The organism is uncultured Veillonella sp. (assembly GCF_963522475.1).
In the GTDB taxonomy this organism is placed as follows: domain Bacteria; phylum Bacillota; class Negativicutes; order Veillonellales; family Veillonellaceae; genus Veillonella.
In genome coordinates, this window is the sequence record NZ_CAUQYW010000011.1 from 1 (window position 1) to 15,957 (window position 15,957).

The 15,957-nt window shown below is 36.5% G+C and carries 14 protein-coding genes; all 14 read left to right on the forward strand.

The window, feature by feature from the left end:
- Positions 1-103: 103 nt before the first annotated feature.
- The 14 genes from RWP19_RS06920 to RWP19_RS06985 all read left to right on the forward strand — a co-directional run bounded on the left by RWP19_RS06920 (position 104) and on the right by RWP19_RS06985 (position 15,950).
- Complete coding sequence (locus tag RWP19_RS06920) at positions 104-904, forward strand: hypothetical protein (protein WP_314357041.1); 801 nt, start codon at positions 104-106, stop codon at positions 902-904.
- Between the two features lie 29 nt (positions 905-933).
- Complete coding sequence (locus RWP19_RS06925) at positions 934-2,193, forward strand: secretion protein (RefSeq protein WP_314357094.1); 1,260 nt, start codon at positions 934-936, stop codon at positions 2,191-2,193.
- 27 nt (positions 2,194-2,220) lie between these two features.
- A complete protein-coding gene (locus RWP19_RS06930; RefSeq protein WP_314357042.1) occupies positions 2,221-4,140 on the forward strand; it encodes an ABC-F family ATP-binding cassette domain-containing protein in 1,920 nt (639 codons plus the stop codon).
- Positions 4,141-4,249: 109 nt separating this feature from the next.
- The gene (locus RWP19_RS06935) at positions 4,250-5,398 is read left to right on the forward strand and encodes an ABC transporter substrate-binding protein (protein WP_101928159.1); all 1,149 of its coding nucleotides are present in this window, start codon (positions 4,250-4,252) and stop codon (positions 5,396-5,398) included.
- Positions 5,399-5,414: 16 nt separating this feature from the next.
- Complete coding sequence (locus RWP19_RS06940) at positions 5,415-6,296, forward strand: branched-chain amino acid ABC transporter permease (protein WP_105086569.1); 882 nt, start codon at positions 5,415-5,417, stop codon at positions 6,294-6,296.
- The gene (locus RWP19_RS06945; protein ID WP_314357045.1) at positions 6,296-7,309 is read left to right on the forward strand and encodes a branched-chain amino acid ABC transporter permease; all 1,014 of its coding nucleotides are present in this window, start codon (positions 6,296-6,298) and stop codon (positions 7,307-7,309) included. The genes RWP19_RS06940 and RWP19_RS06945 overlap by 1 nt, the downstream gene beginning before the upstream one ends.
- An 11-nt stretch (positions 7,310-7,320) precedes the next feature.
- The gene (locus RWP19_RS06950) at positions 7,321-8,082 is read left to right on the forward strand and encodes an ABC transporter ATP-binding protein (protein ID WP_005384247.1); all 762 of its coding nucleotides are present in this window, start codon (positions 7,321-7,323) and stop codon (positions 8,080-8,082) included.
- 1 nt (position 8,083) lies between these two features.
- Positions 8,084-8,794: an ABC transporter ATP-binding protein gene (locus RWP19_RS06955; protein ID WP_119206281.1), complete on the forward strand. Its 711-nt coding sequence runs from the start codon at positions 8,084-8,086 to the stop codon at positions 8,792-8,794.
- 418 nt (positions 8,795-9,212) lie between these two features.
- The gene (locus RWP19_RS06960) at positions 9,213-9,956 is read left to right on the forward strand and encodes a polysaccharide biosynthesis/export family protein (protein ID WP_314357048.1); all 744 of its coding nucleotides are present in this window, start codon (positions 9,213-9,215) and stop codon (positions 9,954-9,956) included.
- Between the two features lie 36 nt (positions 9,957-9,992).
- Positions 9,993-11,819, forward strand: coding sequence for a nucleoside-diphosphate sugar epimerase/dehydratase (locus RWP19_RS06965; RefSeq protein ID WP_314357049.1), 1,827 nt, complete (start codon positions 9,993-9,995; stop codon positions 11,817-11,819).
- 120 nt (positions 11,820-11,939) lie between these two features.
- Positions 11,940-13,382: a GumC family protein gene (locus tag RWP19_RS06970; protein WP_314357050.1), complete on the forward strand. Its 1,443-nt coding sequence runs from the start codon at positions 11,940-11,942 to the stop codon at positions 13,380-13,382.
- Position 13,383: 1 nt separating this feature from the next.
- Positions 13,384-13,995 (forward strand): CpsD/CapB family tyrosine-protein kinase, encoded by a 612-nt coding sequence (locus RWP19_RS06975; RefSeq protein ID WP_314357051.1) that lies wholly within the window; start codon positions 13,384-13,386, stop codon positions 13,993-13,995.
- Between the two features lie 75 nt (positions 13,996-14,070).
- Positions 14,071-15,270 (forward strand): DegT/DnrJ/EryC1/StrS family aminotransferase, encoded by a 1,200-nt coding sequence (locus RWP19_RS06980; protein ID WP_314357052.1) that lies wholly within the window; start codon positions 14,071-14,073, stop codon positions 15,268-15,270.
- Positions 15,264-15,950 carry a sugar transferase gene (locus tag RWP19_RS06985; protein ID WP_314357054.1) on the forward strand — a complete coding sequence of 229 codons (687 nt, stop codon included), beginning with the start codon at positions 15,264-15,266 and terminating at the stop codon, positions 15,948-15,950. Before RWP19_RS06980 ends, RWP19_RS06985 begins: the two co-directional genes overlap by 7 nt.
- Positions 15,951-15,957 lie beyond the last annotated feature (7 nt).

The window sequence follows — 15,957 nt, forward strand, 5'->3', positions numbered from 1 at the left end:
GAAAGACCCTTATAGGGTCAGAGCAAACCACCCGTTCTACGGGTGGTTATGATTTGTAGGAATTTTAAAGGACCTCCTAGAATATGTGAGCAGGAGGTGGAATATGAATTTACAAGATTTTATGGAACGTATTAGAGGATGGTGGGAAAGACAGTATTTTCTTATACGCCACTATCGAATTGCTATTGTAATATTTCTTATATTAGCGATAGGAATGATATTGGTTGGCATTATTTACCCTTCGCAAGAAGAAAGCATACAAGTACATTCTAATCATTTTAATGATGGGGGTAATAAGAAAATACAAGGAGAAACTAATAAAATAGAAGGAGATCATAATAAAACTATTAGTGATGGGAAAGATCAAGATGGAGTTAAAGGAAAGACTCTATATGATGTGAGTAGTGTAGAGCGTGCACATCCTTGGCGAGAAGTTTTTAGAGATATTCCTAGTGTTGATTTACTAAGTCGCAATGATAATACCAATGATATAGATAGTGATTTAGATGCTATTGGTGATGATGAAATATCATTTGGTAATGAGAAGCTTTCTAATAACAAAAGGACTACTAGACGACATAGAGTGAGTAAGAATAACAACACCGATAGCGATAGATCAAATAAAGTGCTATATGGTGATATGATTTACGATAAAAGTAATAACATTAATAATGCAAATACCTATTCAATAAAAAGTACTAATTCTAATGTAATCTCCCTACAAGAACCCATTAAACTTGTGGGAATCATAGAGGGAAATGAAGAAATTGCTATCTTACGAAAAGGTTCAGAAGAGCAGATGGTTACGGTTGGAAGTACTTGGAAAGGGGCATTCATATCCAATATTACTACAAGTACTGTAGAAATCGTTGAAGGAGGTTCATCGCGATGGCTAACAATTTAGAGTGTAGAGCTAGCTTGATCATTGAATATATGATAATAAAAAACAAGATAATCAAAGCTTGTGTAGTATTAAAATCACTTATTTTAATAACTATATGGATATATTTATTACTAGCACAACCTTTAGTAGGATTAGCAAATAGTAAAGATGAAACTGTAAGTAATAATGTAACAACAAGCTCAGACGTTAATAAAGATAAGAAACCAATTACTATATCTGTTAGCAATGCTTCTCTAAAAGAAACAGTATTAGGAATTTGTCGTAGTTATCATATATCTGTTATAGGTGTAGAGTCTTTAACTGGTAACATTACGGCCACTGTGCAAGGTGAATCGCCAGAGGATCTTATAAAAGAGCTAGGGCGACTATATCATTTCTCTGTATCAAAAGAATATAATACAATCCTAATAGAGTCAGATGATAAAGCTCTTGAAAATAGGGAGTTATATCTCATAACTCCAGAACATTTACCTGCAGAGTCTTTAAAAAATGTAATGGGCACAGTTGTAAAAAATGATAAAATGGCTGTGCTTTCAGAACAAAATGAAGTCATTATGCATTTGACAAGCGGAGAAAAAAGGCGTGTAGAAACACTTATTAAGGCGATTGATAAGGAACCTAAGCAAGTACAACTAGAAGCTACCGTTATTGCTATGGAGCAATCTTATGCAAAGGAGCAAGGTATTAGATGGTCTTGGCTCAGTTTAACCGGACATGGTGAAGATAAAACAAACTCGTATGGTGCTGTTACCTTTGGTAAAACACCAGGCGGTGATGCATATAAATTTTTTATGAAACCTGAGTTGAGCCTTATGGAAAGTTCGGGAAAAGCAGCGTTAATTGCAAAGCCCTCTATTATGGCTTTAAATGGTGAAACAGCACATATTTTAATAGGTGAACGTATTCCCGTTATAGAAGAGTCCGAAGTAAATGGTGAACGTAAGCGATCTACACGTTATGAAGAGGTGGGAATTAAGTTAAACTACACTCCTATTATTACTGCTGACGGAGGTGTTGATGCAAAAATCCATGCTGAGGTAAGTACCCCAATCATGGTATCCGAAATGAAAGCCTATAAAATTAGTACGCGGCAAGCCCATACGAGGGTGAAACTTCAACCAGGAGAGGTGCTTGTTATAGGTGGCTTAATGGATAATCGCGATCAACATCAAATTCAAAAAGTACCTATTTTAGGAGACATTCCATTATTGGGAAAACTATTTCGTCATAGTAGAAAAACAAAAGACTCTATAGAAATGTTAATATTAGTACGGGCAATTGTGATATAATGAAAAGTAATGATTAGGAGGTTGTGAATGGAACGCATTCGAATGATAGGCCTTGGAAAATCATTTGGGGTGCGCCAAGTATTTTCCAATGTGTCCTTTGAGATAAAAGAAGGTGATCGCCTAGCCTTAGTAGGTCCTAATGGGGCTGGGAAATCGACCTTATTAAAATGCATATTAGGCTATGAAGATCTTGATGAAGGTAATGTAGTTAAGTCGCCTGTTGCAAGCATTGGGTACTTACAACAAGATGTAAATCTTGGTGATGATAGTTTAGCTACTGAGATTGAAAAGGCATGGACTGATGTACATGCATTGGAAGAACAACTTAAAGAACTTACCACACGCTTAGAAACAGAAGAGGCGAGTGAATCTGATTTACAACGATTAGATTATTTACAAAATCGCCTTGAATGGTTAGGCGGCTATGATTACGAGCAAAAGACTAAGCGCATCATTTATGGTCTTGGCTTTATTGATGAGGATTTAGATAAACCAGCAAGCGCTTTTTCTGGTGGTCAAAAGACTCGAATTAATTTAGCTAAAGCATTGGTACGGCGTCCAGACTTTTTATTCTTAGACGAACCAACTAACCATTTAGATATGGACATGTTAGAGTGGCTTGAAGGGTATTTGTCTGCCTATCATGGCGGGATTCTCATTGTCAGCCATGACCGCTATTTTTTAGATCGTATCGTCACTGGCGTTGTAGAATTGGATAACCATAAGGCTACAACTTATCGTGGTAATTATAGTCGTTATATTCAACAACGAGATGAACGTTTAAAAGCGGATATGATGGCCTATGAGAAGCAACAAGAGTACATTAAGAAGACTGAGGCTTATATAGATAAATACCGTGCAGGTATTAAATCTAAAATGGCTCGTGGTCGTCAGTCTCAACTTAATCGTTTAGAACGACTTGATGCACCGGTAACTTCACATCATTTACAATTTTCATTTCCTTCTGCAGCGATGAGCGCCGATAAGGTTCTCGTCCTTGATCATTTATCGGTAGGGTATGGTGAAAGTCCTATCATTAATGATATATCACTCGTAGTACGACGAGGGGAATCAGTAGCTCTTATTGGACCTAATGGAGCAGGTAAATCGACTCTGGTAAAAACCATTGTAGGTGAATTATTCCCTGAGAATGGTCACGTAGATATTGGCAATCGTGTACAAGTGGGATACTTCTCGCAAGAGCACGAAGAATTACATGATTCTTGGCAGGTAGTAGAAGAGATTATGAATCACTTTAACTACACTGAAGAAAAAGCCCGCAATGTATTAGGCTCATTCCTATTTAAAGGGGACGATGTATTTAAGCTAGTAGGAGACTTATCCGGTGGTGAGAGAGCTCGGTTAGCATTGTTAAAATTATTCCTTCAAGGAGATAATTTTCTTATCTTAGACGAACCGACAAACCATTTAGATATTCCAACGCGTGAAATTGTGGAAGAAGCATTACAACAATTTGAAGGTACTTGCTTTATTATTTCCCATGACAGATATTTCTTGGATCAAGTTTCTACAAAAACCATTGTTTTAGATGATGGAAAAATTACTGAGTATCTCGGTAATTATTCGTATTACAAAGAAAAGTTAAAGGAACAGGAAGATTTGTTAGCCCTAGCTAACGAGCAAAATTTAGAAAATAGTGTTAGCGATAATAAACATACTTCTTTTCATGAACCTATACTTTCAGTAGAAGAAGCTACAGAGGCATCACAGAAGAAACCAAACGCCTATATGATAGAAAAGCAATTAGCTGAGGTGGAATCTGAAATTGCTCGATTAGAAGCAACTATGAAAATGTATGAAGTTCAATTAGCTAATCCTGTAGTACAGCAAGATTTAGATGAAATGTCCAAAATTTCCATACAAATTGAATCAACACAAAGTGAGTTAGATGCATTGTATGAAAAATGGGAACGATTATCTGAATAACTTATAATAGTATATATTATTATAGAGTTATTTTAATTGACAAAGGATTCAAAACTCTAATAATATAGATATAGATTTAAAGTTTTATGTTTCAAAGGAAGGGTGTAGCATGAATAAATCCATGTTAAAAAAAGCGGCCATTTTTGGTCTTGCTGGTGTAATGGCAGTTGCTGCTGGTTGTGGCAGTAATAAAGATGCAGGTAATGCAAATAGCAATGAAGCTAAAATTGCATTGTTAACAACAACAACTGGTGGTGCAGCGGCATACGGCGAATCCATTAAAGCTGGTGCAGAGTTGGCAGTTAGTGAAATCAACGCTGATGCAAACGCTGTAAAAATCAACTTGTTAGTAGAAGATACTAAAGGTGATAAAAACGAAGCTATCAATGCAATGAATAAAGTAATTTCTAAAGATAAAGTTGTAGCTGTTATTGGTCCAATGTTATCTGGTGAAATGATGGCAGCAGGTCCTGTAGCAAACAAAAGCAAAATCGTAGCTCTTGGTACATCTACAACTGCTGAAGGTATTACAGATATCGGCGATTACATTTTCCGTAATGCTGTACCTGAATCCTTAGCAGTAGACACTGCAATTAAAGAAGCGCATAAAACTTTGGGCTTTAAAACTGCAGCTATTATGTACTCCAACAACAATGACCAAATGGTATCTGTAAATAATACAGCTCGTAAAGCATTGGAATCTGAAGGTGTACAAATCGTTGATACTGAAACATTTGCAGATAAAGATACAGATTTCTCTGCTCAATTGACTAAGATTCAACAAGCAAAACCTGATGTAATCGTTGTGGCTTCTCTTTACCAAGAAGGTGCATTGATTATGAAAAAAATGCGTGAAATGGGTATGAATCAACCTGTAGTTGGTTCCAATGGCTTCAACAGCCCTGAATTCATTAAAATTGCAGGCGCTGCAGCTGATGGTGTTATCGTAGGTACACCTTGGTTCCCTAACAAAGACGATCAAAAGGTAAAAGACTTCCGTAAAGCTTACAAAGATAAATACGGTAAAGAACCAGACCAATTCGCAGCTCAAGCTTATGATGCGGTATACCTCTATGAAGCAGCTTTGAAAAAAGCAGGTTCTACAACAGATCGTGAAAAATTCCGTGAAGCTTTGAAAAATATTGCTGACTTCGTTGGTGTAACTGGTCAATTCAAGTTCAATGAAAAACGCGACCCATCTATGGAAGTTCAAGTTTTACAAATTAAAAATGGTCAATTTGACGCATTAAAAAAATAAAAGTTGAGGTAGTATAGTGTTTTTACAACAATTAGTTAACGGGTTAACCCTCGGTAGCTTATATGCTGTACTCGCTATTGGCTTAACACTTGTGTTTGGCGTTTTAAATATCATCAACATGGCACACGGAGGCATCTTTATGATAGGTGCCTTCGTTGGTCTTTTTATGGTAACTGTTTTTGACGTTAACATTTTTGTAGCCCTTATCGTAGCTATGGCTGTCGGTGCTATCCTCGGTTATCTTTTAGAATTTGTGGCGCTTCGTCCACTACGTAAAAAAAAGGTGTCTCACTTGGCACCACTTATTAGTACCATTGGTGTTTCTATTTTTCTTGAAAGTTTGGCATTATTGCTTTGGGGCCCTCAAACAAGATCATTTCCACCAGACTATATTGGTGGTCTAATCGACTTTGGAGCTTTCAAAATTTCCATGGTACAAATTATTGGCTTAGGTGTTTCTGTAGTCCTAATGCTGATTCTTAATATAGTCATTAAGAAAACTAAAATTGGTAAAGCTATTCGCGCCGTATCTATGAGTACTGAAACAGCGGCTCTCTTGGGTATTAATCCTACAATGATTATATCTGTTACAGTTATGATTGCATCTGCTTTAGGTGCTGCCGCAGGTGTATTGGTAGGATTGTCATTTAATGCGATTGAGCCTACTATGGGTGTTATTATTGGATTTAAAGGCCTTGCCGTACTTATCTTAGGTGGTCTTGGTAATATTACAGGCGCCATGGTGGGCGGTTTCATTTTAGGTGTAGCAGAAATCTTCTCTGTTGCATATGGTGCCTCTACATTCCGTGATGCGGTGGCCTTTGGTCTTATCATCCTATTATTATTCTGGCGCCCACAAGGCTTGTTTGGTTCTAAAGATAAAGGGGGTAGACCTTAATGGATTTATTAAACCCGTATTATCTACAGATCGTGATGTTCTTCATCATCAATACCATCATGGGTATTTCTATTTACTTCACGCTTGCAAGTGGTCAGCTTTCTTTAGGGGCTGCTGGTTTTATGAGCGTTGGTGCGTACGTAGGGGCTATCCTTTCTTTGAAAGCTGATTTGCCTATCGTTGTAGGCATCATTATTGGTGGACTAGTTGCTAGTCTTGTAGCAGTTATTATTGGTTTACCAACAACACGTCTTCGCGGTTTATATCTTGCCATTGCTACGCTTGGCTTTGGCGAAGTTGTGCGTGTTATTTTCTTGAACTTGGATATTACTAATGGTGCGTTAGGCCTTTCTGGTATTCCATCTATTCCTCAAGAATTAACAAATTTAGCCTATGAACTTGATATTGATGGTTTAATGGGTATCGATGCTGTTGCATGGGGCAACTTAATGGCTATTATTATTTTGCTAATCATTTTAGTATTGATTATTGCCTTCTGTGTGCGCATTAATAATAGTCGTGTGGGTCGTGCCTTTGCAGCGATTAAGGCTGATGATCATGCAGCAGAATTAATGGGCATTAACGTTGTTTACTACAAGATGATGGCATTTATCATTGGTGCCTTCATTGCCGGTATTGGCGGTGGTTTGTATGCTCATATTACAAACTTTATTAATCCAACAGACTTTAGCTATCACAAGGTAGTACAAATCTTACTATTCCCTGTATTTGGTGGTTCTAATGTAGTATGGGGTTCCGTATTAGGTTCCTTTATTCTTACATTATTACCAGAAGTATTGCGTTTCTTATCCGATTATCGGGACATCATCTATGGTGCATTACTTGTTATCTTGATGGCAGTTCGTCCAGATGGTATTTTAACAGAATCTATGGTAGACAAAATTAGTCGTAAATTAGGCTTAAAAAAAGCTCCATATATTCCTGAATCACAAGTATTAACAGAACGTTTTGAAGCGTATAAACGTAAACAACAAGAAGAAAAACAAGGATAGGAGGGAACTGAATGCTATTAGAATTAAATGACGTAAGTAAAAGCTTTGGTGGCGTTGCAGCTCTCACCGGTATATCCTTTGGTGTAAAACAAGGTGAAGTATTCGGTGTTATTGGTCCAAATGGTGCTGGTAAGACTACACTCTTTAACTTAATTACAGGGGTGTTCCCTGTAAGTTCTGGCGAAATCGTATTTGATGGTATGTCCGTTGTAGGTATTAAGCCTCATAGAACGGTAGAAATGGGCATTGCTCGTACATTCCAAAATATACGTCTCTTTGGTAATATGACTGCTTTGGAAACTGTTTTAACAGGTATGCACTGTCGAACAGGTTCGGGTTTTGTGGCCAGCTTCTTAAGAACAAAACGCCAACGTATTGAAGAAGAGCGTTGTCGCGGTATTGCTTATGAATTTTTAAAACTCGTAGGTCTTGAAGAAGATGCTGAAGAGGTTGCTACATCTTTGCCATATGGTAAACAACGTCGTCTTGAAATTGCACGTGCCTTGGCTACACATCCTCAATTAATTTTGCTCGATGAACCGGCAGCAGGTATGAATGATAGTGAAACAGAAGCGTTACGCCAATTGATTGGTAAGATTCGCGATCTTGGTATTACTGTCGTAGTAATTGAACATGCTATGGAATTAATGATGAATATTTGTGACCGTTTGGTAGTATTCAACTTTGGTAAAAAAATTGCTGAAGGTACACCTCAAGAAATTCAAAATAATGAGGCTGTAATTGAAGCATACTTGGGTAAAGAGGAGGTGTAATATGTTAAAGCTGGAAAACATCGTGGCTGGTTATGGACATATTACAGCCTTAAAAGATATCAGTTTGGAAGTACCACAAGGTTCTATTGTATCCTTGATTGGCGCTAATGGTGCCGGTAAGTCTACAACGATGAAGACTATTATGGGTCTTGTAAAACCAACATCAGGTAAAGTATTATTTGAAGGTCAAGACATTACTGGTCATAAAACACATCAAATAGTACATGGTGGTATTTCTTTAGTTCCTGAAGGTCGTCAAATTCTTCAAGATATGAGCGTTTATGAAAACCTTGAAATGGGTGCTTATATACGTAATGATAATGAGATTGAAGCGGATATTAAAAAGGTATTTAAACGCTTCCCAATTCTTGATGAACGAAGCTATCAATTAGGTGGCACACTTTCTGGTGGGCAACAACAAATGTTAGCAATTGGTCGTGCGCTAATGGCACGTCCAAAATTGTTATTATTGGACGAACCATCCATGGGTCTTGCACCATTAGTTGTAAATGAAATCTTTGAAACTATCAAAGAAATTAGTGCAGAAGGAACTACTGTTCTTTTGGTAGAACAAAATGTACGACAAGCGTTGAAAATTGCTGATTATGCATATGTATTGGAGACCGGTAAAATGGTATTATCCGGTCCTGCTGATGAAGTACGTCATGATCCTCGCGTTATGGAAGCATATTTAGGCGGTCGTGTTGAATAATTAGTATTTTAGGTTTATTGTATTTATCTAAAATTTTAAATAAGGTGTATATGCTAGAAATCTAGTATATACACCTTATTTTTTTATCATATCAATAAAATTAATGAGTATTTGATGATTTTATGAAACAACGGTGAATAGAGTTTATACATATTTTATTTATTGTCTGAAATACAATAAAAAAATCTAGTGAAATGTGAATGAAATGAGTAAAAAAATACCCATAAAAATATAAATAAAATACTATATTTATAGGATTTATTCATAAAGGTTTGATGAAGTTATCTCGTAAAGACCTCTAATTATGGAAGAAAGTTTAAAAAAATGATAAAATGACTTAACTGATTTTTTAGGATTAATAATTCTAAAATTTAAGTGATGTATTGAGTGCGTTGAATGTAAACTAAAGAGGTAAAGTATGAATAAAAAACAGTATATGATGATGGCCGCATTTCTATGTGCCACAACAACATCTATGGCTGCATCTGTTAATGTAACAACAGAACAGTCTTACAATGCTAAAACATTAGAATCAGATAAGTATGCATCACTACAAACTAGTGCATCTGTTGTAAGCTCTGACAAAGAATATCGTTTACGCCAAGGGGATGAACTAACGATTCAAGTTGTACAACAAGCTGATCTTGGTACACGTAATGGTAATGATATTATGTATACTGTTCGCCCTGATGGATATGTATCATTTCCTATGGTTGGCGCAGTAAAAGCAGACGGTTTAACTATCGATGAGTTCACCGCGCAATTACAGCAAGGTTTATCTCGTTACATAATTAATCCAGATATTACTGTAAATGTTACAAAACTTGGTGGTGTTCGTGTTTATGTATTCGGTGAAATTAATAAACCTGGTGCCTATACGTTAACTAAGTCTAGTACTGTTATTGATGCAATTGGAGCGGCAGGTAGCTTTAACTGGGATACAGCTAAAAAGAAAATTTACTTGATTCATCAAGATAATCCTGAAAAACCAATACCAATTAATTTAAATCGTATGTTGCAAACTGGAGATATGTCCGAAAACTATATTATGAGAGAGGGAGATGTTCTTTATTTAACTAAAAATAGTCGTATTAACTTTGCTCGCGACATTGTTCCAATCTTATCAGGTGCATACATGGTTTCACGAATCGGTAAGGATTAAGGATAAGGTTTATCTCGTATATAAGGGGGCGTTCTTTTGCGTTCATATTTATTACCAGCTATATTGTTTATTGCTGATATTGCGACAATTGTTATTGTGGCATTCATCAGTTTATTTATTAGATTTGATGGCTACATAGAATCTCGATATATTAATCAAATGGTAGACGCATTACCTCTATTACTCGTTTCGTATATGTTGATGTTTTTGGTTATGCACCTATACACTCGTATATGGCGTTATGCAGGAATGAGAGAAGTTCTAGCTGTTTTTGTAGCTACAACTATTGGTACGGGACTCTTTTATTCCTCCATGTTTGTTTTTGGTAAATCATTACCTCGTTCTATTTATTTTATTACATGGTTCCTCACCACTGGTACAGTAGGTATGGGGCGAATGTTACTGCACTATGTGGCACTTCATTATAGTAATGGGGACGATGATGAAAATGGCCAAGTGAATGCGTTGATTATAGGCGCAGGTGATGCAGGTGCGACTATAGCTCGTGAAATTGAACGTTATCATAAGAGGTCTCGACGGATTATTGGTTTTGTGGATGACGATATGTTTAAGCATAATCGTTTGATGAACGGCTTTAGAATTTTAGGGGGTCGTGAAGATATTCCAATGCTTGTTGCGAGATATAAGGTAGAGGAAATTATAATTGCTATGCCTTCTGTAAAACGTGATGTTATCCGAGAAATTATGGAAATCTGCTCGCCTCTAAAATGTAAAATCAATACGTTACCAGGTATGTATCAATTATTAGATGATGAGGTTTTGGTATCCCATTTACATCCTATTTCCATTGAAGATCTTTTGGAACGCGATGAGATTCATCTAGATACTACAAAAGTAGAACCATATCTAAAAGATAAAGTTGTTCTTGTTACAGGTGCCGGCGGTTCTATTGGTTCTGAAATTTGTCGTCAAGTATTACGGGTAAAACCTAACAAACTATTGCTATTAGGTCATGGTGAAAATAGTATTTATCTAATTCATCAAGAGTTGCGTTCTATTGCACCTAAAGGTGTACTGATTCCTATTATTGCGGATATTCGAGATAAGAATCAATTAGATCAAATTTTTACTGATTATCATCCAGATGTAGTTTTTCATGCAGCAGCTCATAAACATGTACCACTTATGGAAATTCAACCGATTGCAGCCGTACTTAATAATATTTATGGTACACGTAATGTAGCTGATGTAGCTGGTGCTCATGGGGTTGAACGATTTGTTATGATTTCTACAGATAAAGCTGTGAATCCAACTAGTGTTATGGGTGCCACAAAACGAGTGGCAGAAAAAGTTGTACTTGGTATGAATCATAAGTATAATACAAAATTTATCACCGTTCGTTTTGGTAATGTACTGGGGAGTCGGGGATCTGTTATTCCATTGTTCCGAAAACAAATTGAAGCAGGTGGTCCTGTAACTGTTACAGATCCAGAGATGACTCGTTACTTTATGACTATTCCTGAAGCAAGCCAGCTTGTGTTACAAGCGGGTGCAATGGGTACTGGTGGAGAGGTGTTCCTATTAGATATGGGAGAACCAGTAAAAATTGTTGATTTAGCAAAAAATATGATTCGTCTTTCTGGGTTTGAGCCATATAAAGATATACGAATTGAGTTTACTGGCTTACGTCCAGGTGAAAAGTTATATGAAGAGTTATTAACTGCTGAGGAAGGTACAAACACGACCACACATAAAAAAATTTTTGAAGCTGCCTTAGAAGATGTAGACCAAGAATGGTTAAGTGCTAAAATTGAGCGGTTTGAAACATGTAAATCTGATTTGGATGTAATCAATGTATTACAAGATATTGTTCCTACATATCATCCAAATCATAATGTATAACAATTTAGTTAAAATTATTTATTTGGAACTGTAATTTATATATTAGTAAGATATACAGTTGATATTCCTAAGAGGGAGAGACTCTGTTGTTTGTAAATTTTTACAGAAAGGGGTATATGGGTGGAACAAATTATTGATTTAAAAGAGGTGGGTAGAGTCCTCGTTAAAAAGCGCCGTAAAATTATTAATATCACGGTAGCTTGTATGGTATTAGGTGGTGCCTATGGATTAATTGCACCGTCCACATATCAATCTACATCTATGTTACGTATTAAACAATCTCAAGGCTTAAGTAACTCTGTTTTATCAAGTGCTAATGGATATTCTGATTCTATGGCACGCCAATTGATGAATACAGATGCAGAAATCTTAAAAAGTCGTAATGTTGTAGAACCTGTTATTTCCGCTATTGAGGATCCAGAAGGAACAGGTAAAGCTCCGACATATGAAGAATTTGTTAAAACGCGTATTGAAACAAAACCGTATAAAGAAACTGAGTTACTACAAGTTAGTGTAACTGGTAAAAGCCCTGAACAAGCGCAAGAGGCAAATCAATTATTAATTGATACTTTCTTGAAGCGCTTGGCAGATATTTCTCACGTAGAACAACGTTCTACTCGTGAATTTTTACAAAAACGCGTTGTTTCTGCAAAAGAAGAATTAGAACAAGCGGAAAAAAAATTACAACAATTCCAAGTGGATAATAAAGTGTATTCTACTGCTGACCAAATGAAAGGGTTAACAGATAAGATTACTCTTATTGATCGAGAAAAAGCTCAAAATCAACTGGATTTGGAAACAGCTCAAGCCGCTTTAGGTAGTATTAATGAGCAGTTGGGATCAGCAGGTAAAAGTATTTCAGATAGTGCAACTGTTCAAGCTTATAAAGGTCAGTTAGCTGATTTAGAGGCACGTAAAGCTTCTTATGTTGGTAAATATACGGATGAGCATCCAGCGATGAAAGAGATTAACCAACAAATTGAAGAGGCTAAGAGTGGTCTAAATGCAGAAATTAATGCTATTGCAACCCAACAAGCTCCATCTAGCAATTCTGCTCAACAAGGTTTATTAGCAGATAAATTTAGAAATGAAGCTGCTTTAGCTGTAGCACAAGGTAAAGAATCTACGTTAGCTAATCTTGATAAAGAAAACGAAGATGCTATGAAAAACTTACCAGAAAAAGAACGTGGATATATCCAAGCTAAACGTGATGTTGATGTGGCACAAGATATCTATGAAATGCTTTCTAAACGCTTAGAAGAAGCTAAGGTAGCCGAGGTAATGGTGCCAAATGAAGTGCAAATTGTTGATGCGCCTACATTGCCAGAAAAAGCTATTTCTCCTCGTAAGGTTCTTATTGTATTAGGCTCTGCAGTTTTAGGTCTTATTCTTGCTTGTCTTTACACATTGGGCCAGTTCTTCTGTAATCGCAAGGTTCAGTCTGTACAAGAAATTAATGATATTCTTGGCATTGAAAACTTAGGTGTTATTCCAAATCATGATGAAAAGGAAGAAGAACCTAGTAATCGTATTATTACATTGTGGCGCAAAGTGAGAGGTTAAGATGATTAGACTAATTTCTAATGAACGTGGTGATACACCGCTTGTAGAAGCATATCGTACATTGCGTAGCAATTTACAATATGTATGCAATCAACATAAATGTAAGATAATTTGTATTACAGCGGCAACTAGTGGAGAAGGTACTTCTGAAGTAGCGGCTAATACGGCAATAGCCTTATCGAAAAATAATAATAAAGTTCTTTTGGTAGATGGTAATTTACGTAATCCAATTCAACATCTAGCATTTAATGTACAAAATAAGGGGCTTACTAATGCCGTAATTCTGGATGAAGATTTAACAATTCATCGTAATATTGTTCCTCATTTAGATGTGCTTACAGCAGGTGAAGTAGTTAGTCATCCTTCAGAGGTAGTTGATTCAAGTAAATTATCTACAATATGGGATTATATTCGTGATGAATACGATGTGGTTATCATTGATACACCACCGGTATTAGATGTTACGGATGCTGTTGTATTAGCTGAAAAATCAGATGGCGTTATGCTTGTGGTTAAAAATGAGATTGCAAGTCCTAAAGACTTAACTGAAGCTAAGAAAAGACTTACTCAAGTTGGTATTCCTTTATTAGGTTCTATCGTTATTGATGCATAATACCCACTTTAACATATATTTAATCTGATAAATCAAGCGTATCGATTAGGTAAAGAAAGTTATGAGGTGATTTATATGAAAATTAATTTTTCTCCTCCCGATATTACAGAGTTAGAAATTAATGAAGTCGTTGAAGCCTTAAAGAGTGGCTGGATTACGACAGGTCCGCGTACTAAGCAATTAGAGAAAAAAATTGCGGAACAGTTAGGTACACCTAAAGCTGTTTGTTTAAACTCTGCTACCGCGGCGCTTGAGATGTCTCTTCGAGTATTAGGTATTGGTCCTGGTGATGAGGTAATTACTAGTGCTTATTCCTATACGGCTAGTGCAAGTCCTGTTGTTCATGTAGGGGCTACACTAGTTATTGTAGATACCCAAAAAGATTCATTTGAAATGGATTATGATGCAGTGGCTCGTGCTATTACACCAAAAACAAAGGCAATCATTCCTGTAGATATTGCAGGGGTGCCTTGTGATTATGACCGTTTACGCTCTATTGTAAAAGAAAAGAAAGCGCTATTTACACCTGCCAATGATATTCAAAAAGCATTGGGACATATTCCTATCGTAGCGGACTGTGCTCATTCCTTTGGTGCTTCATACAAAGGTATACCAACTGGTAATGTAGCTGATTTTAGTAGTTTTTCCTTCCATGCAGTAAAGAACTTTACGACTGCCGAAGGGGGCTGTGCTACATGGCGACATATAGATGGTATTGATGATGAAGTCATTTATAAACAATTCCAATTATTATCTTTGCATGGACAAGATAAGGACGCCCTTGCTAAGACAAAGGCTGGTGCATGGGAATACGATATTAAGGGTACATATTATAAATGTAATATGACCGATATTATGGCGGCTATTGGTTTGGCTCAATTTGAAAGATACCCAAAACTGTTAGCACGACGTAAGGAAATCATCGCAGCTTATGATGCAGGTTTTAAAGATTTACCTGTTACATTGTTACATCATTATACTGATGATCATCAAAGTAGTGGCCACTTATATTTAGTACGTTTAGATGGTCAAGATGCTGAATACCGTAATAAGATAATCGAGGCTATGGCTGAAGCGGGTATTGCAACCAATGTTCACTATAAGCCAATTCCTATGCATACGGCTTATAAGAACTTAGGATTTAGCATTGATGATTATCCAAATGCTTATAATCAATTTAAAAATGAAATCACATTGCCTCTTCATACATTGCTAACGAATGAAGAAGTGCAATATATCATTGAAACATTTAAAAGGATTATTACCGAATGTTAGTAAAAAACTTTCACGATCTACCACAAGAGTTGCAGTGTGAAGAGGTGCGTCCATACTTTGAAATATTGAATCAAAGACGAACAAGCCTTCTTTGTAAAAGCATTTTTGACCGTGTTATAGCCGCTGGTATGCTTATTGTATTAAGTCCTGTATTTTTGGTGTTAGCCATCATGATTAAACGAGATAGCGAAGGAGAGGTATTCTTCCGCCAAACTCGAGTGACGCAATATGGTCGTACCTTTGGTATCTATAAATTTCGTACCATGGTAAAAAATGCAGAATCATTAGGTGCTCAAGTAACATCACAAAATGATATGCGCGTTACCAAGGTAGGCAATATGCTTCGTAGCTGTCGCCTCGATGAATTACCTCAGCTAATTAATATTCTTGTAGGCGATATGAGCTTTGTTGGTACAAGACCTGAGGTACCTCGCTATGTGGCAGCTTATACGGATGAGATGAAAGCTACTTTGTTATTACCGGCTGGTGTAACTAGTGTGGCTAGCATTACCTATAAAGATGAAGATCAACTTTTACAAAATGCTCAAAATGTAGATGAAGTGTATATCAATGAAGTATTACCAGGCAAGATGGCTTGGAATTTAAAAAGTATTAAAGAGTTTTCTTTTTTACAAGATATTAAAACGATGGTTGACACAGTACTGGCTGTTTTACGTTAAGAGAGGT

Bases quoted from the DNA above. Each gene is read 5' to 3' on its own strand.
- RWP19_RS06920 (WP_314357041.1), top strand. From the start codon at position 104: ATGAATTTACAAGATTTTATGGAACGTATTAGAGGATGGTGGGAAAGA.
- RWP19_RS06980 (WP_314357052.1), top strand. From the start codon at position 14,071: ATGAAAATTAATTTTTCTCCTCCCGATATTACAGAGTTAGAAATTAAT.
- RWP19_RS06925 (WP_314357094.1), top strand. From the start codon at position 934: ATGATAATAAAAAACAAGATAATCAAAGCTTGTGTAGTATTAAAATCA.
- RWP19_RS06975 (WP_314357051.1), top strand. From the start codon at position 13,384: ATGATTAGACTAATTTCTAATGAACGTGGTGATACACCGCTTGTAGAA.
- RWP19_RS06985 (WP_314357054.1), top strand. From the start codon at position 15,264: ATGTTAGTAAAAAACTTTCACGATCTACCACAAGAGTTGCAGTGTGAA.
- RWP19_RS06930 (WP_314357042.1), top strand. From the start codon at position 2,221: ATGGAACGCATTCGAATGATAGGCCTTGGAAAATCATTTGGGGTGCGC.
- RWP19_RS06960 (WP_314357048.1), top strand. From the start codon at position 9,213: ATGAATAAAAAACAGTATATGATGATGGCCGCATTTCTATGTGCCACA.
- RWP19_RS06950 (WP_005384247.1), top strand. From the start codon at position 7,321: ATGCTATTAGAATTAAATGACGTAAGTAAAAGCTTTGGTGGCGTTGCA.
- RWP19_RS06955 (WP_119206281.1), top strand. From the start codon at position 8,084: ATGTTAAAGCTGGAAAACATCGTGGCTGGTTATGGACATATTACAGCC.
- RWP19_RS06935 (WP_101928159.1), top strand. From the start codon at position 4,250: ATGAATAAATCCATGTTAAAAAAAGCGGCCATTTTTGGTCTTGCTGGT.
- RWP19_RS06945 (WP_314357045.1), top strand. From the start codon at position 6,296: ATGGATTTATTAAACCCGTATTATCTACAGATCGTGATGTTCTTCATC.